Source organism: Pseudomonas sp. H11T01 (genome assembly GCF_048515765.1).
Classification (GTDB): Bacteria; Pseudomonadota; Gammaproteobacteria; order Pseudomonadales; family Pseudomonadaceae; genus Aquipseudomonas.
Window position 1 is genome coordinate 377,991 of sequence record NZ_JBLYED010000002.1, and the last position, 20,442, is coordinate 398,432.

A 20,442-nucleotide genomic window follows, 5' to 3' on the forward strand; every position below is an offset into this window, starting at 1 on the left:
GATTTATTTCTATGCGCCTCAACGCCGCCCCTATAGAGGCTCGAAAAACAAATCCGTTCCCTTTTCCTCTATCGCTTATTTTGTGTCGCCGCCACAGCGGGAACCCCTACCCGCTGCAAATCCAAAACAGACCGTTCCGAAGGCAGATTCAACGCCCGCAACACCGCTAAATCGTGCCCATACACATCGGGTTTAAACGTCACTCGACCATCGATACTCAGGTCCACGGTCCAATAGGCTAATAGCACCGGCACTTTGACGGGGAGCGTAATGTTTTCCGTCTTGCCGTTGGCTAACTGCGCTTGAATCGCGGCGCTATTCCAGCGAATCGGGTCGTTGAACAACAGTTCGACCAACTGCAGCGGGTTTTCGACCCGGATGCAGCCGGAGCTGGTGGCGCGGCGTGATTGAGCGAACAAGTCTCGATGAGGGGTGTCGTGGAGATAAATCGAATAGTCATTGGGAAACCGAATGACCACTTGGCCGAGGGAGTTGTCGGGGCCGGCATCCTGACGGAGGGTGATGCCGCGCGGGTTGTGCCAGTCGATGGTCGACGGATCGACGACAGCCCCTTGTCTATCAATGGCTCGGATCAGGTGTGCGTCCAGGTAATGAGGGTCTTTTAGAATCTTGGGAAGAATGTCTTTGACGAGAATCGTCGGGGGTACTGTCCAGGTGGGATTGAAGGTTATGTAAGTAATCTGGGATTGAAACACTGGCGTGCTGCGAAACGGTTTACCGACCTGTACACGAGAACGCCAAATAGCCTTGCCGTCACGATAGAACGCGACCTTGTACCCGGCGATGTCAACGATGACGAAGGTTCCCTGCAGCTTGTACAGCAGCCAGCGCGCCCGTTCCATGTTCACTCGGACCTGGTCGATACGCGCCTCAATGGGTACGTTCAGTGCAGCGAGTGTCGTCGCACCCACGACACCGTCCACCGGAAGGTATTGCTCGGTTTGAAACTTTTTAACCGCAGCGGCAACGGTTTCGTCGTAGTCACTGCGTGTTGCCATTGGCTCGTTCAGATAACCACCGGCCGTCAAACGGGCGCGCAACACCGCGACTGAGGCGTCGGTCACGCCCGGCTTGAGGACTTGCCCTGCGGCAATCTGCGGCCAGCCGCCAGTGTCTCGAACCCGGCGCAGTTGCGCCAACCCCTCTCGCAACCTGCCGTAAATCGCTTCTTGTGGCGGCGCTTGATTGAACGCGCGGGCAACGTCATGGGCATCGATGGCGGCGAAGAAGGCTTTGACGTCCTCACGAGGATCGACGTCGACGGGGTCGAAGTTCCACTGTAGTTCCAGGCGAGAGGGATCGACTTTGCCGCGCCGCAACTGGAGCAGCGCCGTAATGTAGGTATGGCTGGCCGCTATATCAAAGGCCGCGCGTTGTGCGGGGGTTGGCGCCGTTGTTTGCATCGATGCTTTGGCTCTGGCCAGCTCATCGATACGGAAATCACCAGGGTCCAGACCGTCGGCCTGAGTGTCGCTCAGGCGTTTCAACAGCTGGGCGACGTCGTTATCGTTGGTCCAGGCTGCACGAAAGCCTCGCTGGGCATAAAAATCGTTGACCGCGCGGCTGACATCCACACGTTGGTGGCCCGCAGAGGTGGCGGGTGGAGGGGCAGGCATTGAGCCTCCCGGGGCGAGAATGGCCTGGATCGCCTGCGCGACGGCGTCGTTCGGCGCAACGTGAATAACGCTGGGTGATGGCGTCGGAGGCGAACCAGGCGAAGACTGTGCGGTCGCTGAGCTGCCTATCAGGAGTCCCATAAAAAAGACGCGGCTTAACCTGGATATATTTGATAGCTGCCGCATGGATAATCCTTAATTTCCCGTACAGAAGGGCTAGCATCCGTCACACTGCTAGACTTGAATTAATCGCGATGAGATACGCACATGCCGCTAAACCGCGTTGGTTTTTTAATGACGGCCATGCTGCTGATGTCCATTTCAGTAGAGGCAGCCTACGCCGATTCGCTGGAGGCCGCGCTGGTCAAAGCGGCACCAGACGCTAACGCCAGGGTTATCGCGTTGGCCGTCCGTGCCTCTCAGTGCCGATTGGCGCAAGGCGAAGTACCGGCGCAACGACTCGCTGTGATTGATTATTCCCTTCCCTCTACCGAGCAGCGGTTGTGGGTTTTTGATCTGCAACGCCGCACATTACTGTTTCACGAACTCGTCGCGCACGGTCGCAACAGTGGCGAGAACATGGCCAGTCAATTTTCCAACCAGAATGAAAGCAAGGCCACTAGTCTTGGCTTGTACAGGACGCGTTCGACCTATGTCGGTCATAACGGTTATTCCTTGCGCATGGAGGGGTTGGAGCCTGGTTTCAACGATCATGCACTCGACCGGGCTATCGTCATTCACGGGGCGCCGTATGTCAGTCCCGATCTGGCGCGGTCGAACGGCCGTATTGGCAGAAGTTTAGGTTGCCCAGCCGTGCGCCCTGCTATTGCTCATCAACTTATCGATTCGATGAAAGATGGCCAGTTACTGTTTTCTTATTATCCTGATCAGCGCTGGCTGAAGTCCTCTTCGATTATAAATTGCGATAACTCCACCGTGGCTGAAGTGTCCAAGCCGGGTACAGGCTATTAAGTCGACTGCGCACCAGCAGTCAGGTGGATGAGCCCAGTCAACAATCCAATTGATATCGTGACTGAGCCCTTGTTGGTTGATGTTACTTCGGCTGCTCCACGGTGCGCAGATAGGGTTTCAACGTTTTGAAGCCTTGCGGGTATTTCTTCCTGGCGTCCTCGTCGGACACCGAAGTGGGAATGATAACGTCCTCACCCGGCCGCCAGTTCACCGGGGTGGCCACGGTGTGTTTGGCGTTTAATTGCAGCGAATCGAGCAGGCGCAACACTTCGTCGAAGTTGCGTCCGGCACTCATCGGGTAAATCAGCATCGCCTTGACCTTCTTGTCCGGGCCAACGATGAACACCGAGCGCACCGTAGCGTTGTCCGCGGCGGTGCGTGAGCCACCACTGGCATTGGGGTGAATCATGTCGTAGAGCTTCGCCACGACCAGGTTCTCGTCGCCGATCATGGGGTAGTTGACCGCATGCCCCTGGGTTTCCTGGATGTCGCCGACCCAGGCTCGATGGTCACTGACCGGGTCGATGCTGAGCCCGACTATCTTGGTGTTGCGTTTGTCGAACTCCGGCTTGAGCTTGGCCATATAACCGAGCTCGGTGGTGCAGACGGGAGTGAAATCCTTCGGATGCGAGAACAGGATGGCCCATTTGTCGCCAATCCACTCGTGGAAATGGAGAGGGCCTTCGGTGGTTTCGGCGGTGAAATCCGGTGCTTCGTCACCAATGCGGATTGCCATGTTCGGTCTCCTTGCAGTGACTGGGAGGGTAGCTGTCAGCACGCTGACTGCTGCTGCGACGGCGTTCGAGTATCTGCTTTGAACCTGTCGGCGCGAATCAGTATAGGAGACATACCAAAACAAGGCGCAAACCAGAGTGATAACTCTGTAAGTAATTGAATTATAAAAATATTTATCACTTATTACCCTTTTCGCTGCTGGCCTCCCGAAATACCGGCTTCTGTATCAAGAACAGAACCCTTGCGCGCACCAGTAGTCCACTGATCAAGTCCCGCAGAAAACGGGGCCTACCCCCAAACTTGGCAGCCGCCCTGATGGCCGGCAGTGCCTGGACCTCAGTTCAAGGAGATACCTATGAAACGTTCCGTACTGGCAGGTCTGTTCATCACTGCCACAGTGCTGGCATCGCCCGCGTTTGCCGGTGGCCAGGAGGATCTTTGCCAGGTCAACCTTCAAACCCTCAGGAATTCCCAAGCAGCGATTCAGAACCCTGAGTTGAAACCTCAGATCGAAGCCGCCATGCAGCAGGCCAAGACTGCTCAGGCCAAAAACACCGAGGCTGGCACCAAGGAATGCATTTCCCTGACCACCAAGGCCATTCAGCAGATCGAGAACAGCACCAAAGGCGGTCAATAAGCCCTTGTGCGTAATGTTGTTCACTTAACGAAAAACGCCGCTTGCTCATTTAGAGGTCAGCGGCGTTTTTCGTTAAGTGAACAACATGGCAGCCTCTCGCACGCCCAAAAAGCTGTCATTCATGGGGGTGGAGGCCTCCCCTGGCAGCGGCGTAATGCCACCTATACTACAAACCACCTACCCCCCGGGGGCTGCACTACCCACAATAAAAAGCAGAGGTGGAACATGGTCTGGCAGCAAATCTACGATCCCTTCGGTAACCCGGTGGTCTCGACCCTCATGGCAGCAGCGCCGGTGGTGGTGATGCTGACATCCCTGGCGTTTTTCCATGTCAAGGCGCATCTGGCGGCATTGCTGGCCTTGAGCACAGCCTTGCTGATCGCGATCTTCGCCTTCGGTATGCCAGCGAACATGGCCGGTTCCGCCGCGCTGTTCGGCGCCGCCAACGGTCTACTGCCGATTGGCTGGATCGTGCTCAACATCATCTTCCTGCATCGGCTGACCACTGAAAACGGCTCGTTCAAAGTGCTGCAAGACTCCCTGGCGCGCATCACCGACGATCGCCGCCTGCAATTGCTGCTGATTGCCTTCTGCTTCGGCGCCTTCTTCGAAGGGGCTGCCGGCTTTGGCACGCCAGTGGCGGTTACCGGCGCCATTCTGATCGGGTTGGGCTTCTCTCCCCTGGCCGCATCTGGCCTGGCGTTGATCGCCAATACCGCGCCCGTGGCGTTCGGCGCCCTCGGTACGCCCATCATTACCCTGGCCAAGGTTACCGGGCTGGATGAAATGGAGCTGTCGATGATGGTCGGCCGGCAATTGCCGTTTTTCTCGGTGATCGTGCCGTTTTGGTTGATCTGGGCTTTCGCCGGCTGGCGCAAGATGCTGGAAATCTGGCCGCCGATCCTGGTCGCCGGCGTCAGCTTCGCCGTGCCGCAGTTCATCGTTTCCAACTACCACGGGCCGATGCTGGTGGACGTGATCGCCGCGCTGATTTCCATGGCCTGCCTGACTGCTTTCCTCAAGGTCTGGAAGCCGGCCCATGTGCATACCTCTGCCGCCTTGTCAGGGCGAGTCGACAACTCAAAAATAGATGAATCCCAGGACGAAAAACCGGTGGCGAGCGCGACCTTTTCCAGCGATGCCCGGCCCGCAGTAATGCGCGCGTGGATGCCCTGGATCATCCTCACGGTCTTCGTCTTCGCCTGGGGCACCCAGGGCTTCAAGAACATGTTCGATACCCGTCCCGCCATGGATCCGCAAACCCACTCGGCCAAGCTCGATCCCCAGGGCAAACCGATGAGCGAGGCGAACCCCATCTTCGCGCCGGCCCTGACCTTCACCACCCTGCACCTGCAGGTCGAAAAGGTTCCGCCCGTGGTGCCTCAGCCTAAAGCCGAGGAAGCGATCTACAAATTCACCTGGTTCACCAGCACCGGCAGCGGCATCTTGCTGGCGGCGATTGTTGGCGGGCTGCTGATGGGCTATTCCATCCCGCAATTGGTGCGCCAGTACCTGCGAACGCTGTGGGTAGTGCGCTATTCGATCACCACCATCGCGGCCATGCTCGCCCTTGGCTACCTCACCCGCTACTCAGGCCTGGATGCCACCATGGGCCTGGCCTTCGCCGCAACAGGCATCTTTTACCCCATGTTCGGCACCCTCCTGGGCTGGCTGGGCGTTGCCCTGACCGGCTCAGACACCGCATCCAACGTGCTGTTCGGCGGCTTGCAACGGGTGACCTCCGAGCAGCTGGGAATCAGCCCGGTGTTGATGGCTGCCGCCAACAGTTCCGGCGGGGTCATGGGCAAGATGGTCGACGCCCAGTCGATCGTGGTGGCGTCCACCGCCACCCGCTGGTACGGCCATGAAGGGGAAATCCTGCGTTACGTCTTTTTCCACTCCATTGTCCTGGCCATTCTGGTCGGCGGCCTGGTGACCTTGCAGGCCTATGTGGCGCCCTTCAGCCGTATGGTGGTGGGCGGGCATTGATCGACGCGGCCCGGATTTCTCCCCGCAAGCCTATTATCCATGCTTGGGTTCGAGTCAATCCCGATCCTCACTTCTGTGCCCAGCTAAAACCGCAATCCAACAAACGCGCCAATGCCTCTAGATCTCGCTCCAACTACCCCTTCCAGCCCTCTCCCGCCGCTTCTTCGTGGCGCCTATGATGATAACCACCGGTGGATGGCAGCATCGTGTGCGTTCATCAGCATGGCGCAGCAAAAAAACCGATCAGGACGTCGAAGCCATGGGCAAATTCCGAGGGGGATTGAGCACCAAGATTCACGCAGCCGTAGATGCCATGGGCAATCCGGTGCGCCTGCAACTTGGTGGAGCGCTTTTTCCAGAAGCTGAAGCAGTTTCGCCGGATCGCAACAAGGTATGAACGACTGGAGAGAAACTATCAGTCGATGCTGAGCCTGGTGTCAGCCGTCATATGGCTGGCCTGATTGAGAACCCTATAGTTGAGGCGTGATGATCATTGTGATGGGGCCGCAGGTGAGCTAATCGGGGGCTGTCCCAGGCTTACGTCGTTATTCGGGATATCCGGGAGGGCGCCATGGCAGCTGTTACCGATACGCTGAAGCTGTTTCTCGCCGGCGACGTCATGACCGCCCGCGGCATTGACTCAGTACTGCCGCATCCTGGCGATCCGCGGCTATACGAAGCTTACGTCAAGAATGCCGGCGATTACGTTCGGCTGGCAGAAAGACTCAATGGCTCGATTCCCCGCCCAGTCGATTTCACCTATGTCTGGGGCGCTGCGCTGGATGAGTTCGAACTTCGCCAGCCACACGCACGCATCATCAATCTGGAAACGGCGGTGTCCCGCCGCGGACGACCGGAGCAAAAGGGCATCAATTACCGCATGAGCCCGGAGAACTTCCCGGCCATCAGCGCAGCCGGCATCGACTGCTGCGTGCTGGCCAACAACCATGTGCTGGACTGGGGGCCAGCCGGCCTGGCCGATACGCTAGATACCCTATCGAGCAACGGTATGTGCAGCGCCGGCGCCGGGCACAACCGGCAATCTGCCGAAGCCCCCGCCGTGCTGCCGCAGCCTGGCGGGCGGCGCTTGCTGGTGTTTGGCCTCGGCGCACCCGACAGCGGCATTGCGCCGGACTGGGCCGCCACGGATAGGCGCGCGGGCGTTGCGCGGCTGGAGGATCTGTCGATGCAAAGCCTGCGCCCTGTGGCCAAACGGATTCTCGAGGGCAAAAATCCAGGGGATCTGGTGGTCGCCTCCATTCACTGGGGCGGCAACTGGGGGTTCGATATCCCGACGGAGCAGGTCCGGTTCGCCCACGCCTTGATCGACGAGGCCGGAGTTGACTTGGTGCACGGGCATTCCTCGCACCATGTCAAGGGCATCGAGGTGTACCGCGAACGCCTGATTCTCTATGGCTGCGGTGATCTCCTGAACGATTACGAAGGCATCGAGGACCACGCAGCCTTTCGCGGCGACCTGGGGCTTTTGTACTTTGCCTCGCTGGACCCGGGCGGGCACCTACAGTCGCTGGACCTGATTCCCACCCGCCTCCATCGCTTTCGCCTCTGTCGCGCCGAAGGGGATGACCGTCAATGGCTGCACGACACCCTTTCTCGCGAGTGCGCACGCTTGGGCAGCAGCATCCAGCTGGGCACGAAAAATGCCTTTGAGTTGCGTTGGTAAAAGCAAAAAATGGGCGTCCCCTTTTCCGATAAGGTTGAATACCCGAAGGAAGCACAGGTGCCACCACTAGGAGTCATGTTGCGCAAGATCATCAAACCCTAGGCCACTTCCCAACCGACAATGCGGCGACAAAGTTGATCTGGTTGGGACTACGCAATATCACCGCGAACTGGGGCAGTGCGGCCCATGACTGGAAGAGTGCGATGAATCAATTCGCGATCTTGTACGGAGATCGATTCATCAGGCCGACCTGGTGAAATCAAGGCCTGCCTGACGGCAGGCCATTGCCGGCCCGCACACAAAAAATCTGACAGTTCCCATTGGCATGCTGAGACTGACTGCCTAACCGATCATAATAGTTTAGAGTTGAAGGCACACCGAGACACCCGACACAGCTCACCCCTTTCAGCCATCCCACCCCATTCCTGATAAACTGCCGCCTCGCCCCACCCATCCAGATACCCATGCCCTTACTCACCACACCAACCACACCCCAGTCCCTCTCCAGACGCTTCAGCGTTGCCCCTATGATGGATTGGACCGATCGCCATTGCCGGTTCTTCCTGCGCCTGCTCTCCAGGCACGCCCTGCTCTACACCGAGATGGTCACCACCGGTGCGCTGCTCAACGGCGATCACGACCGTTTCCTGCGCCATAACGATGCCGAACATCCTCTTGCCCTGCAATTAGGCGGCAGTGTTCCGGCGGATTTGGCGGCCTGTGCCCGCATGGCTCAGGAACACGGCTACGACGAGGTGAACCTCAACGTCGGCTGCCCAAGCGACCGGGTGCAGAACAATATGATCGGCGCGTGCCTGATGGCGCACCCGGCTCTGGTGGCGGATTGCGTAAAGGCGATGCGTGATGCGGTGTCGATTCCGGTGACGGTGAAGCATCGGATCGGGATCAATGGGCGCGACAGTTACGAGGAGTTGTGCGACTTCGTCGGTACGGTTCGGGATGCCGGATGTACAAGTTTTACGGTGCATGCGCGGATTGCGATTCTGGAGGGGTTGTCGCCGAAGGAGAATCGGGACATTCCGCCTTTGCGCTATGACGTGGCGGCGCAGTTGAAGGCGGATTTTCCGGAGCTGGAGATTATTCTCAACGGCGGAATCAAGACGCTGGCGGAGTGTCACGAGCATTTGCAGCGTTTCGACGGGGTGATGCTGGGGCGCGAGGCGTATCACAATCCTTATGTGATGGCTGAGGTGGATCAGCAGTTGTTCGGCAGTTCGGCGCCGGTGATTACGCGGGCCGAGGCGTTGGCGCGTTTGCGGCCTTATATTGCCGAGCATCTGGCGGCTGGCGGGTCGATGCACCATATCACCCGGCATGTGCTGGGGCTGGGCACGGGTTTTCCAGGTGCGCGGCGGTTTCGGCAGTTGTTGTCGGTGGATATCCATAAGGCCAAGGAGCCTTTGGCGTTGCTGGATCAGGCTGCGGAGTTGCTCGAAGGTCGATAGTCATCAGGTTGGTTGAACCTGCCGGGTGTTTTGGCATCGAATTTATCGAGATGACGCCCCGCTATTCAAACACCTGTTTTCAGGTTGTTGCCCCTGGGGCGGTCGTTAAGCATAAGCGCCCTTGAGTGGCTGTCAGCGCTCGGGTAATGTCAACAGACTCACAGGACCAGAGCACGCCCATGACTTCCAAGCTGGATCAACTCAAGCAGTTCACCACCGTTGTTGCCGATACTGGCGATTTTGAAGCTATCGCTCGCGTCAAACCGGTGGATGCCACCACCAACCCTTCGCTGCTGCTCAAGGCCGCGGCCATTCCAGGTTATGCCGAGTTGCTGAACGCCTGCGTCAGTGACTGCAAAGGCGATATCGGTCTGGCCAGTGATCGCTTTGGTGTGGCGGTCGGAAAAGAAATTCTGAAAGTGATTCCTGGGCGTATTTCCACTGAAGTGGATGCGCGCCTGTCGTTCGACACTGACGCCGTATTGAAGCGCGCGCACCGTCTGATCGAGTTGTATGACAAGGCCGGTATTGGCCGTGAACGCGTACTGATCAAGGTTGCTTCGACCTGGGAAGGCATCCGTGCCGCCGAGCAACTGGAGCGCGAAGGCATCCAGACCAACCTGACCTTGCTGTTCTCCTTCGCCCAAGCGATTGCCTGTGCCGATGCCGGGGTATTCCTGATTTCGCCGTTCGTGGGCCGGATCTACGACTGGTACAAGAAGAGCAGCGGCAACGACTACACCGGTTCCGATGATCCGGGCGTGCAGTCGGTCACTCGCATCTACAACTACTACAAGTCCAACGACTACAAGACCGTGGTCATGGGCGCCAGCTTCCGCAATCTGAACCAGATCGAGCAGTTGGCCGGTTGTGATCGCCTGACCATCAGCCCTGACCTGCTGGAGAAACTCGCTGCCGACACTGGCAAGCTCGAGCGCAAACTGGCGCCAGGCCACGCTGGCGAACCCCGTCAGAGCCTGACCGAGAGCCAGTTCCGCTGGGCCTCCAACGAGGACGCCATGGCCACCGAGAAGCTTGCCGAAGGTATTCGTCAGTTCGCTCGTGACCAGGAAAAACTCGAAGCGCTGCTGTCTGCCAAGCTCTGATCAGAGTTGACCGATGCAAAAAGGGCGAACCCTCGCGGGTTCGCCCTTTTTTATGCGCTGAAGGTTGCTCCGATCAGTGACGCTCCAGGGCGTTCACCAGATCGTGGAACGCTTCGCGATTGGAGTCGTTCAGGCCCATGAGGATCTTGTGCGCTTCGAGCACCTTGATCCGCACCACTTCTTCCGACTGATCCTGGGATGGCAGGTCGGTGAGGCTTTCCGGGCACGGGATCGGACGATCAACGATGTTGAACACCTGATCGAAGCCCATCGACTGCAAGAGTCGGGTGATGTCTTCGTGGGTGGTGACGACAGTCGGCAACAGGCCGACCTTCTGCCGCGAAAGGATCGACAATTTGGCCAGCAAGCCAAGTGTCGTGCTGTCTATGCTGCGGGTTTCGGTCAGATCGATCACGATCGCTGAGAAATTCAGCGAGGTGAAGATCTTCTCAATAGTCGCATCCAACGCCGAACATAGGGTCAGGCGTACTTCACCGACGAACTTCAGGACGAAGGTGCCGTCCTGCTCGGCGAACTGGATTCTACCGGTACTCATTAAAGATTCCTGCTCAACACCAACAGGGCGATATCATCCGGCATCTCCCCTAGCGTGGCCAATCCAAAAACCTGCCGCAGACCATCCAGGCTGCCGCCCGCCGTTCTCACCCTTTCAGGTAAGGCGGCCTCTTTCTCTTTGAGTGTCTGCTCGGGCAAAAGGTCCAGAATGCCGTCAGACATTAGCGTCAGGCTGAATGTCGGCGGCAATTCCATTACGTGATCTTCGTAGGTGGCCTCATTGAACAAGCCCACCGGCAGACCACGCCCTTCCAGATAGCGAACACTGTTTGGGGTGTACAACACAGGCAATGGCAGGTGACCGCCAATGCTATAGGTCAACAAACCCGTCTCCTCGTCGATGACTCCACCGACCATCGTGACATGTTTGCCCAGCTTACAACTGATCAGGCCACGGTTGATATGCCCAAGGACTTCCGAAGGCTTGAATTCCGGCAAAGTGCCATTGCGCTTGGACTCGAACAACAACCGCGTGGTCATGAATTTCAACAGCACCGTGACGAATGCCGATGACGCACCATGACCGGAAACATCTGCCAGATAAAACGCTACCCGGCGCTCGTCGACCCGAAAATAGTCAACGAAATCACCGGAAAGGTACAAAGACGGGATGATTTGGTGCGCGAACTTAAACTCATCGATCGTCCAGGGACTGACCGGCAGCATGTTCATCTGCACCTGACGCCCGGCGTTCTGGTCCTCCTGAAGCAGGTTCAGGCTGGCTTCGAGCTCGCGGTTAGCGGTTTCCAGCTTTTCGCGGTAGCGCTGGTTCTCCAGCAGCAGACGCGCACGATCCAGGGCCCGGCGCACAGAGTGCTCGAGCACAGCCAGATCTTCCAGGGGTTTGATCAGGTAATCCGCCGCACCGAGGCGCAAGGCCTCGACAGCGTCATTCATGACGCCGGCGCCCGAAACAACGATCACTGGCGTTTGCGGAGCAAGCTCGGTCACCTGACGAATCAGCTCGAGTCCGCCCATCTGCGGCATGCGCAGATCGCAGATCACCAAGTCGGGCTTTGCTTGCTCGAATACCTTAAGACCTTGCTGGCCATTGCTGGCCTGAAGGACGCTGAACCCACTGTCTTCCAAATAGGCCGCGAGGCTCGCGCGCACTACTTCGTCGTCATCGATTATCAGCAGCGTGGCACTGGTTTTTTGCATGTGGGCAAACGGCGCCAGAATTAGGTTGGCGTAGGAGAGCTGGATATTGGCAGAGCTCACACTACTGGATTCGCTTTCTAGCCTCTCTGAGTCGCAGCTTTTGGAGCTATTGCCCTATTTGCGCGTTAATCAGAGGTGCCCTTCTAAGGCGCAGACGGTACTCCCATCCGCGGGGCGTTTCAAGCTCATGCCGATGGTCGCTTGACGTCTTTACACCGCAAATCACCGGGAGTTATAAGAACAGGCAAAACCGTAACGGAATCGAAGGATAGAACCCATGGGTCAGAATGATCGTGACTACAGCGAAAAGCGCGATTACATCCGCATGCAGGTGGATGCCGAAGTCACGCTGATTCACGCCGGCTAGGTGATTCCAGCGGTCTGCGTGGACCTTTCCAGCAGCGGCATGCACGTCCAGGCTCAGCGCTCATTCAAGGTGGGCGACACACTCAGCGTACGCATCGACTCCGAACATGCCGCGCTCAAAGGCCTGGAAGCCGAGACCGAGGTCGTCTGGGTTAGAGAAGAGGACGGCAGCAGTCAGAAACTTGGGCTTACAAACCTGAAAATGAATTAATCCCGGATAGAATTGCAGAAGGCGGCCAATGGGCCGCCTTCGTTGTTTGCAGAGCCTGGCTTAAAAGTCGTCTTCGACCTTGCCGTCTTTGACTTTGAATTCGCGGTTCTGCAGATAGGCATTACGAATGAACGTGTACTTGTCGCCGCTGACCAGCTTCTCCGCCGACAATAGGCTGGCGCGGGTATCGATCACATCCATGCCGATGGCCATATTGCGCGCCGGAATGTTATTCATGTACCGGTAGGGTTCGGTGTAGCTGTCCACGTACTTGGAAGGCGCATCACGCAGCGTACTTGGACCAAAGAACGGCAGCATCACATACGGACCGCTGCGCACGCCCCAGTAGCCAAGGGTCTGACCAAAATCTTCGTCGTTGCGTTGCAGACCCATTTTAGTCCCGACATCGAAGAAGCCGAGTACACCGAACGTGGTGTTGAACATCAGCCGAGCAGTGTCGACACCCGCCGCCCGGGGCTTGGCCTGCAACACATCGTTGGCCAGGTTGCCAACGTCGCCGACGTTACGGAACATGTTGTGGATGCCATCTTCAAGGAACTGCGGCGTGATCGCCTGATAGCCCTGCGCCAGGGGTTTCAGAGCATAGGTATCGAGCAGGTCGTTGAACCGGTAAATCGGCCGGTTAATGCTCTCCCAAGGATCTTCTTCCGTTGCTGCCTGAGCGACAAACGGAACCAGCATGACGCTGGCACACACACTTAGTTGAGCTAGACGATTGCTCCAGCGCATAGCAAAAACTCCTTGGATGTTCTGTCACAGGGACTATGCCCTGGTCGTATGCGGGCTAGTATAAGACGGATCGGCTTTATTACGCAGCATTCAGAGAAACGCTTCAGCGCGGGCTCGGCTTCGCCTTGCACCATTTGTACAGGTGTCACCCAACTGTCATGGGTCGTGGCTAGCCTGTGATGCTATTTCAGGGACGTTGATATGCCGCACGCTGAAGCCTTACCCGTAGCCGCTCCTGCCCTGACCGCCGTACTCTTCGGCCTCAGTGGCTGTCTGGTCGATTTCGGCGCCCGCATGCACCAGCACGGCGTCGATAAGCCATCCCACGAGCCCGCCAATGCCACCCCGGGCGCACTGGACATTCTGCACAGTTTGCAACGCCAGGGCATCCCCTGCGCCTGGCTGGATGAGCTGCCGCACGGGGTCAGCCACTCCCTCGCGGCATCACTGCCGGACTGGATCAAACCCACCAACACCGAAACAGCCAGCCAATGGCCTGCTCCAAACGCCTGCTGGCAGGCGCTGATGGCACTGAATGTCAGTCGCCTGGATGGCTGCGTACTGGTCAGCGGTGAACCGCGCTTGCTGCAATCGGGCCTCAACGCCGGGCTCTGGACTATCGGTCTGGCATCCTGCGGTTCGTTGTGCGGATTAGCCCCGAGCGAATGGCAGGCGTTGGGCCAGCAAGAGCGCGAGCGCAAACGCGGCAAGGCGACGCTGCAACTATTTGGCCTCGGCGTGCATTCGGTGATCGATCACTTGGGCGAACTCACAACCTGCCTGGCAGACATCGGCCTGCGGCGACTCAAGGGTGAAAAGCCCTGATTTGATCGAGATCATGCACACGACGATGGAGTGGATTACTCTAAGGTCTAGGTATGGACCTTTAGTCTGCTGCAGCGGTCCATGCCTGTGCCTATCAATAAAGGGAGAACGCCATGCCTGCCCGCGAACTGCAAGAACAGCTCAATACCCTGCGCGAGCAATTGGAGCAAAACCCACCGCTTTCGGAAGCAGAACGTGCCGATCTGCAAGTGCTGATGCAGCAGATCGAACTCGAGATCGAACTTGAGAAAAAAACTCAGGACACCAGCCTGGCCGATGGCGTCAACCTTGCCGTAGAACGCTTCGAAGTTGAACATCCCGCGATTGCCGGCACCTTGCGCAATATCGTGCTGGCGCTTGGCAACATGGGGATCTAACACCCCATATACAAAAGCCCCGCTCTTTAAAGCGGGGCTTTTTCGTTTGTGATGCGGTACAGCAAGCGCCAACAATTTACTGTGGGAGCGGGCTTGCTCGCGATGCAGGCGACTCGGTTTGTCTGTATCACCGAGGTGCTGCCATCGCGAGCAAGCCCGCTCCCACATTAGATCTCTACTGCCGGACCAATCTGAGATTGGGCAACTCCACCGCCTCAGTGCTGCGATACGGGTTGATATCCAGACCACCACGGCGCACGTAACGCGCATAGACCGTGAGCTTCTCCGGTTTGAGCAAGCGTTGCAGGTCGAGGAAGATCCGCTCCACGCACTGTTCGTGGAAGTCCGCGTGCTGACGGAAGCTCACCAGATAGGCCAGCAAACTGGCGTGATCCAATGCGGCACCGCGATACTCCACGGCGACGCTGCCCCAATCCGGCTGGCCGGTCACCGGGCAATTGGACTTGAGCAGATGGCTGTGCACGCTCTCCTCGATCACTCGCGAATTATCGCAACGCAGCAACTCCGGGCGCGGCTGCTCATAGTCGCTGACGCTGATATCCAACTCGTCGATGCAGACACCCGGCAACCCGGCCACACCTTCGGCCTGGACATCACTCAGGCTGCGAATCCGCACGCCTACTGGCTTGCCGGCCGCAGCCGACAAATCTGCTTGCAAGGTCGCTACGAGGCTTTGCTTGTCAGCGAACGGCGTCTGGTTCAGCGAGTTCAGGTACAGCTTGAAGGACTTCGACTCGATGATGTTCGGCGAATCGGCCGGAATGCTGAATTCACCGATGGCCACCACCGGCTTGCCGGACGGCAACAACCAGGACAGTTCGAAGCAGTTCCAGAAGTCCACACCCTTATAAGGCAGGGTGTCGGCGCTCAAGCCCAGCTCGGCCCATTTCGCCGCACGCGGGATCGGAAACAGCAAAGACGGGGTGTAAGTGGAGATGTATTCACTGGACTTGCCCAGCGGCGAGTGTTCGGCTGCGGGATGCATGGCGGAAACCTGACTAAATAAACCCGACAAGTCTACCAGCCTTTGCTCCCGCCTTTGAGTGCGAAGCGCTTACTGGGTGACGGTAAGCTTGCCGACCATCCCTGCCTGATAGTGGCCGGGGATGTTGCAGGCGAATTCAAGATTGCCGGCCTTGCTGAAGGTCCAAGTCAACTCGGCGGTTTTTCCCGGTTCTACCAGCACGCTGTTCGGGTCGTCATGCTTCATGCTCGATCCATGATCCATACCCGCCATCGAGCCGTGGTCCATCGCTGCGTGATCCATGGCACCCGACGGCATTGGTGCGCTGTTCATCCCGGTCGGGGTGAGCATGCCGCGCTGCTGCATCTGGAGCATTTCCTGCTGGTGTTTGGCATGCATCGCTGCGTCACCGAGGTTGAACTCGTGCAGCAGCTGACCCTTGTTGATCAGCACGAAGCGCACGGTCTCACCGGCCTTGATTTCCAGCGACTTGGGCGTGAATGACATATCGCCCATCACCACTTCGACCGTGCGCGTGGCTTTCGCTGCCGGCGCAGGTTGGCCGAAGGCGTAGGTCTGTGGGGGCGAGGCCCAGACAGGAAAGCTCAACACAAGCAGACAAGCAGCCAATACCAGTCGATTTCGCAAAAACCGATTTCCCAAAAACATCGTCACACTCCAACAAGATGAGGTTCAGCCTGTGGGAAACTCTAAAGCCACCCCGCTGCCAGCCAGCTGACTGCTAGATTACAACTTTGTCAGGTTGCGCCACATCGCAGCCGCCCACGGTATAAAGCTCCCGTCCGTTTGCCATGAGTCGCCCATGAAACTGCTGATCGTCGAAGACCAACCGAAAATCGGGAAATACCTGCGCCAAGGACTGAGTGAAGCCGGTTTCAACGCCGAACTGGTAGCCGATGGCACCACTGGCCAGCACCTGGCACTGACCGGCGATTACGCGCTATTGATCCTGGATGTGATGCTGCCCGGCCGCGACGGATGGCAGATTCTGCAAGCAGTGCGCAGCGCTGGCCTGGACATGCCGGTGCTGTTTCTGACCGCCCGCGACGCCGTGGAAGACCGCGTGCATGGCCTCGAACTGGGCGCCGACGACTATCTGGTCAAACCCTTCGCGTTCTCCGAACTCCTCGCACGCGTGCGAAGTCTGTTGCGCCGCGGCAACGCCACACCTCAAGAAACCAGCCTGCAACTGGCCGATTTGCGCCTGGACTTGATCCGCCGCCGGGTCGAACGCAACGGGCAGCGCATCGACCTCACCGCCAAGGAGTTTGCCTTGCTGGAAATGCTGTTGCGCCGCCAAGGCGAAGTGCTGCCCAAATCGCTGATCGCCTCACAGGTCTGGGACATGAATTTCGACAGCGACACCAATGTCATCGAGGTAGCGATTCGACGCTTGCGCCTGAAGATCGACGATGACTATCCAAACAAACTGATTCATACCGTGCGCGGCATGGGCTACGTCCTTGAAGAGCGCCCGTGCTGATGCGCCGACTGTCTCTAAGCAGCCGCCTGGCCTTGTTGTTTGCCGCCTGCACCGCCGTGGTTTCGTTGTTTGCGGGCGTGCTTTTCAGTCGCGCCAGTGAGGGGCATTTCATCGAGCTCGATCAGCAACTGCTCGACAGCAAACTGATCGCACTGCGCAGTGCCTTGCAAGGCGCCGACGACCAGGCCCGCTTCTCTGAACGCACAGCCCGGTTGCAGGATGAACTCAGCCATCAACCAGACCTGTCGCTGCGGGTCAGCGCAGCAGATGGCAGCGACTGGTTCGACAGTTCAAGCGCCCTGCCCGCCGACTTGCCGAGCGAACCCGGCTTGCACAGCCTGCAAAGTGCAGGCACCGCTTACCGGGTCTACCGCGCTGCGCTGCAGCCGGATAAACCGGATTCTCCACAATTGACCTTGATGCTCGACATCACGCACCACCAACACTTCCTGCAACGCATGCAGCGCTTGATCTGGCTGACGGTTGGCCTGTCGGCGCTCGCTACTGCGTTATTGGGTGCCTGGGCGGCGCGCAGCGGTTTGCGTCCACTGCGGCGCATGAGCGAAGTCGCTGCCAGCGTGTCTGCCAGCTCGCTGACCAAACGCCTGCCCCACGATCAACTGCCGGCCGAACTCGCCGAACTGGCCCATACCTTCAACGCCATGCTTGAGCGGCTGGACGATTCGTTCCAGCGGCTTTCGGCGTTTTCAGCCGACATCGCCCATGAACTACGGACACCACTTTCGAACCTGCTGACCCACACCCAGGTCACCCTCACCCGCCCACGGCCGCTGGAAGACTATCGCGAAGCGCTGCACAGTAACCTCGAAGAGCTGCAATGGATGGCACAACTGGTCAACGACATGCTGTACCTGGCCAAAGCCGATCATGGTTTGCTTATCCCGAAACGAGAGCCTTTGGAGCTTGGGGACGAGGCGGACTTACTGCTGGAGTTTTTCGCGCCGCTGGCAGAAGAAACACGGATCAGCCTGACCCGTGAAGGCAACGCGAGTTTTGCGGGGGACCGCAGCATGCTGCGTCGCGCCCTATCCAACCTGCTGGACAACGCGCTGCGGTTTACCCCGGCGGGCGGCGAGGTGCGGGTGCGAGCGGTTGATCAACCCAAGGGCTTGAGCCTGAGCATCGAGAACAGCGGAAGCGGGATTGACCCGGCGTTACTGCCGCGCTTGTTCGATCGCTTTTACCGGGCGGACCCTGCGCGCCACGAAGGCAGCAGTGAACATGCGGGATTGGGATTGGCGATCACCCAGTCGATCATCCGCGCCCATGGCGGGCAGATTCATTGCGAATCGGATAAGGGATGGACTCGGTTTGTGATTGAGTTGCCAAAGGTGGATTGATGCCGACAGCACCGGCCCTATCGCGAGCAAGCTCTCTCCCACAAGGGCGATGCAAAACCTGTGGGAGCCGAGCTTGCTCGCGATAGCGGCATACCTGCTTACGAATAACGCAACGCATCCGCCGGCTGAATCTTCGACGCGCGCCAAGCCGGATACACCGTGGCCAGGAAGCTCAGGATAAAACCTGCGGAGCAGATCAGCGCCACATCAAAGCCTTGCAGTTCGGACGGCAGGTTGCTGACGAAGTACACATCGGAACTGAAGATGTGCTGCCCACTGACCCGCTCCAGCCAACCCACCATTTCACTCACATTCAGCGCCGCGATCACACCAAGAACGCCGCCGATCAAGGTACCGACGATCCCGATCACGGTGCCTTGCACCATGAAGATCGCCATGATCTGCCGAGGCGTGGCGCCAATGGTGCGCAAGATCGCGATGTCCGCGCCCTTGTCGTTCACCACCATGATCAAGGTGGCGATAATGTTGAAGGCCGCCACCGCGACGATCATCAGCAACAGCAGACCGATCATGGTCTTTTCCATCTTCATCGCACTGAACAGGCTGCCCTGGGTGTGAGTCCAGTCATCCGCCTTGAAGTTGGTACCCAACCCATTGGCGATATCCGTCGACACCTGTGGCGCGGCATACAGATCCTTCACCGCCAAACGAACGCTTTGTACCTGATTGGGCTCCCAATGCTGCATTTGTGCGGCATCGGCGACGTGAATCAGCGCCATGGAGCCGTCCAGCTCGGCACCGACCTTGAACACGCCGACCACATTCAGGCGCTGCATGCGCGGGGTAATGCCGCCCGGCGCGGAACTGATTTCCGGGACAATCAGGGTCAGTTTGTCGCCGACGTTCAAACGGAAGCGTCGCGCGGTGATTTCACCGAGCACCACCCCGAATTCGCCCGGTTTGAGGGCATCCAGACGGCCCTGCACGATGTGCTGGGCAACGATGGAGACCTTGCCTTCCTGAGCCGGGTCGACGCCGCTGATCTGGATCGGCTGCATCGAGCCCTTGTAGGACAGCATGCCTTCCATTTCAGTGAACGGCACCGCGGCCGTCACTTGCGGGTTCTTCATGGCGGCGGCGGCCACCGGTTGCCAATCATCGATCGGATTGACCCCAACGATAGTCGCGTGGGGCACCATGCCGAGGATGCGCGAGCTCATTTCGCGCTGAAAGCCGTTCATCACCGACAGCACCACGATCATCGCCAATACACCGAGGGCGAGGCCGATCATCGAGGTCATCGAGATGAACGAAACAAAGCGATTGCGGCGCTTGGCGCGGGTATAGCGCGTGCCGATAAAAATCGATAACGGTCTGAACATTCGCTGGGGCACCGTATGAAAATAAAAGACCCGACGCGCTTTTCAGTCACACCGGGTTTTGGTCTGTCAGATGGGTGTCAGGAAACCTTCCTGCAAATGCAGTACGCGATCCATCTGACGGGCCAGGTTCATGTCGTGGGTCACCACCAGGAATGCGGTGCGCATCGAGGTGCTGAGCTCCAGCATCAGGTCCTGAATGCCTTGGGCCGTGTGCGAATCGAGGTTGCCGGTCGGCTCATCGAGCATCACCAGACCTGGGTTGTTAACCAATGCACGGGCGATGGCGACACGCTGGCGCTCGCCACCGGACAGTTCCGCAGGTTTGTGCTCCAGGCGATGACCCAACCCTACCCGGTCCAGCAAGGCCGTCGCACGTTGACGGGCCTCCGGGATCGCCGTGCGGCCAATCAACAGCGGCATGCAGACGTTTTCCAGCGCAGTGAACTCGGGCAGCAAGTGGTGAAACTGGTAAACGAAGCCCAGCGAACGGTTACGCAACAGGCCGCGGGCCTTTTCGTTGAGCGCCGAAAGCTCTTCGCCGGCCAGCCAGACACTGCCTGAGGATGGCGTATCGAGGCCACCCAACAGGTTGAGCAAGGTACTTTTACCGGAACCTGAAGTGCCGACGATCGCCACGCGCTCACCGGGATGCAGCTCCAGTTGCAAACCGGACAACACCACCACCGACTCCGGGCCTTCCTCGTAGGACTTGCCTAGCTGGCGGCAACTCAAGATTGCTTTTTCACTCATGCCCAAT

Annotated in this window: 20 protein-coding genes and 3 pseudogenes; 14 read left to right on the forward strand and 9 right to left on the reverse strand. The window is 58.4% G+C overall.

Going from position 1 to position 20,442, the window contains the following annotated elements; translation table 11 throughout:
* Positions 1-68: 68 nt before the first annotated feature.
* The gene (locus ACN1C3_RS04340) at positions 69-1,823 is read right to left on the reverse strand and encodes a L,D-transpeptidase family protein (protein WP_419114547.1); all 1,755 of its coding nucleotides are present in this window, start codon (positions 1,821-1,823) and stop codon (positions 69-71) included.
* Between the two features lie 81 nt (positions 1,824-1,904).
* Here ACN1C3_RS04340 and ACN1C3_RS04345 point away from each other — a divergent pair, with 81 nt between their 5' ends.
* Positions 1,905-2,609, forward strand: coding sequence for a murein L,D-transpeptidase catalytic domain family protein (locus ACN1C3_RS04345; protein ID WP_419114548.1), 705 nt, complete (start codon positions 1,905-1,907; stop codon positions 2,607-2,609).
* An 82-nt stretch (positions 2,610-2,691) separates the two neighbouring features.
* Here the strand turns inward: ACN1C3_RS04345 and ACN1C3_RS04350 are convergent, their stop codons facing one another.
* Positions 2,692-3,345, reverse strand: coding sequence for a peroxiredoxin (locus ACN1C3_RS04350; protein WP_419114549.1), 654 nt, complete (start codon positions 3,343-3,345; stop codon positions 2,692-2,694).
* Between the two features lie 354 nt (positions 3,346-3,699).
* Between ACN1C3_RS04350 and ACN1C3_RS04355 the strand changes: the two genes are divergently transcribed.
* The 8 genes and pseudogenes from ACN1C3_RS04355 to tal all read left to right on the forward strand — a co-directional run bounded on the left by ACN1C3_RS04355 (position 3,700) and on the right by tal (position 10,226).
* Positions 3,700-3,981 carry a hypothetical protein gene (locus ACN1C3_RS04355; protein ID WP_419114550.1) on the forward strand — a complete coding sequence of 94 codons (282 nt, stop codon included), beginning with the start codon at positions 3,700-3,702 and terminating at the stop codon, positions 3,979-3,981.
* Between the two features lie 225 nt (positions 3,982-4,206).
* Positions 4,207-5,970, forward strand: a complete 1,764-nt coding sequence (locus tag ACN1C3_RS04360; RefSeq protein WP_419114551.1) for an L-lactate permease — start codon at positions 4,207-4,209, stop codon at positions 5,968-5,970.
* Positions 5,971-6,145: 175 nt separating this feature from the next.
* Positions 6,146-6,367: a hypothetical protein gene (locus tag ACN1C3_RS04365; protein WP_419114589.1), complete on the forward strand. Its 222-nt coding sequence runs from the start codon at positions 6,146-6,148 to the stop codon at positions 6,365-6,367.
* Positions 6,306-6,431: pseudogene (locus ACN1C3_RS04370) on the forward strand (IS5/IS1182 family transposase); the annotation flags it as partial. The gene ACN1C3_RS04365 and the pseudogene ACN1C3_RS04370, both read left to right, overlap by 62 nt.
* A 110-nt stretch (positions 6,432-6,541) precedes the next feature.
* Positions 6,542-7,654, forward strand: a complete 1,113-nt coding sequence (locus tag ACN1C3_RS04375) for a CapA family protein (RefSeq protein ID WP_419114552.1) — start codon at positions 6,542-6,544, stop codon at positions 7,652-7,654.
* Positions 7,655-7,729: 75 nt separating this feature from the next.
* Positions 7,730-7,911: pseudogene (locus tag ACN1C3_RS04380) on the forward strand (IS256 family transposase); the annotation flags it as partial.
* Positions 7,912-8,118: 207 nt separating this feature from the next.
* Positions 8,119-9,120 carry a tRNA dihydrouridine(20/20a) synthase DusA gene (dusA, locus tag ACN1C3_RS04385; RefSeq protein WP_419114553.1) on the forward strand — a complete coding sequence of 334 codons (1,002 nt, stop codon included), beginning with the start codon at positions 8,119-8,121 and terminating at the stop codon, positions 9,118-9,120.
* Positions 9,121-9,299: 179 nt separating this feature from the next.
* On the forward strand, positions 9,300-10,226 hold the full coding sequence (gene tal, locus ACN1C3_RS04390) for a transaldolase (RefSeq protein ID WP_419114554.1): 927 nt from the start codon (positions 9,300-9,302) through the stop codon (positions 10,224-10,226).
* 73 nt (positions 10,227-10,299) lie between these two features.
* Here the strand turns inward: tal and rssC are convergent, their stop codons facing one another.
* The gene (gene rssC, locus ACN1C3_RS04395; protein ID WP_419114555.1) at positions 10,300-10,782 is read right to left on the reverse strand and encodes an anti-sigma factor antagonist RssC; all 483 of its coding nucleotides are present in this window, start codon (positions 10,780-10,782) and stop codon (positions 10,300-10,302) included.
* Positions 10,782-11,963, reverse strand: coding sequence for a two-component system response regulator RssB (rssB, locus tag ACN1C3_RS04400; protein ID WP_419114587.1), 1,182 nt, complete (start codon positions 11,961-11,963; stop codon positions 10,782-10,784). The genes rssC and rssB overlap by 1 nt, the downstream gene beginning before the upstream one ends.
* Positions 11,964-12,240: 277 nt before the next feature.
* On the opposite strand from rssB, the pseudogene ACN1C3_RS04405 reads away from it, so the two are divergent.
* Positions 12,241-12,540: pseudogene (locus ACN1C3_RS04405) on the forward strand (PilZ domain-containing protein).
* 60 nt (positions 12,541-12,600) lie between these two features.
* Here the strand turns inward: ACN1C3_RS04405 and ACN1C3_RS04410 are convergent.
* Positions 12,601-13,290, reverse strand: coding sequence for a VacJ family lipoprotein (locus tag ACN1C3_RS04410; protein ID WP_419114556.1), 690 nt, complete (start codon positions 13,288-13,290; stop codon positions 12,601-12,603).
* A 201-nt stretch (positions 13,291-13,491) separates the two neighbouring features.
* On the opposite strand from ACN1C3_RS04410, the gene ACN1C3_RS04415 reads away from it, so the two are divergent.
* Positions 13,492-14,115, forward strand: coding sequence for an HAD family phosphatase (locus tag ACN1C3_RS04415; RefSeq protein WP_419114557.1), 624 nt, complete (start codon positions 13,492-13,494; stop codon positions 14,113-14,115).
* 113 nt (positions 14,116-14,228) lie between these two features.
* Positions 14,229-14,492, forward strand: coding sequence for a DUF4404 family protein (locus ACN1C3_RS04420; RefSeq protein WP_419114558.1), 264 nt, complete (start codon positions 14,229-14,231; stop codon positions 14,490-14,492).
* 175 nt (positions 14,493-14,667) lie between these two features.
* Here the strand turns inward: ACN1C3_RS04420 and queF are convergent, their stop codons facing one another.
* Positions 14,668-15,498, reverse strand: a complete 831-nt coding sequence (gene queF / locus ACN1C3_RS04425; protein WP_419114559.1) for an NADPH-dependent 7-cyano-7-deazaguanine reductase QueF — start codon at positions 15,496-15,498, stop codon at positions 14,668-14,670.
* A 69-nt stretch (positions 15,499-15,567) separates the two neighbouring features.
* Positions 15,568-16,146 (reverse strand): plastocyanin/azurin family copper-binding protein, encoded by a 579-nt coding sequence (locus ACN1C3_RS04430; protein WP_419114560.1) that lies wholly within the window; start codon positions 16,144-16,146, stop codon positions 15,568-15,570.
* Between the two features lie 154 nt (positions 16,147-16,300).
* Between ACN1C3_RS04430 and ACN1C3_RS04435 the strand changes: the two genes are divergently transcribed.
* Together ACN1C3_RS04435 and ACN1C3_RS04440 are read left to right on the forward strand one after the other, a co-directional pair.
* Positions 16,301-16,981, forward strand: a complete 681-nt coding sequence (locus tag ACN1C3_RS04435) for a heavy metal response regulator transcription factor (RefSeq protein WP_419114561.1) — start codon at positions 16,301-16,303, stop codon at positions 16,979-16,981.
* Positions 16,981-18,342 carry a heavy metal sensor histidine kinase gene (locus tag ACN1C3_RS04440; protein ID WP_419114562.1) on the forward strand — a complete coding sequence of 454 codons (1,362 nt, stop codon included), beginning with the start codon at positions 16,981-16,983 and terminating at the stop codon, positions 18,340-18,342. The genes ACN1C3_RS04435 and ACN1C3_RS04440 overlap by 1 nt, the downstream gene beginning before the upstream one ends.
* A 98-nt stretch (positions 18,343-18,440) precedes the next feature.
* On the opposite strand, the gene ACN1C3_RS04445 is transcribed toward ACN1C3_RS04440, so the two are convergent.
* Positions 18,441-19,685, reverse strand: coding sequence for a lipoprotein-releasing ABC transporter permease subunit (locus ACN1C3_RS04445; protein ID WP_419114563.1), 1,245 nt, complete (start codon positions 19,683-19,685; stop codon positions 18,441-18,443).
* Between the two features lie 66 nt (positions 19,686-19,751).
* Positions 19,752-20,435, reverse strand: a complete 684-nt coding sequence (lolD, locus tag ACN1C3_RS04450; RefSeq protein WP_419114564.1) for a lipoprotein-releasing ABC transporter ATP-binding protein LolD — start codon at positions 20,433-20,435, stop codon at positions 19,752-19,754.
* Between the last annotated feature and the right edge of the window lie 7 nt (positions 20,436-20,442).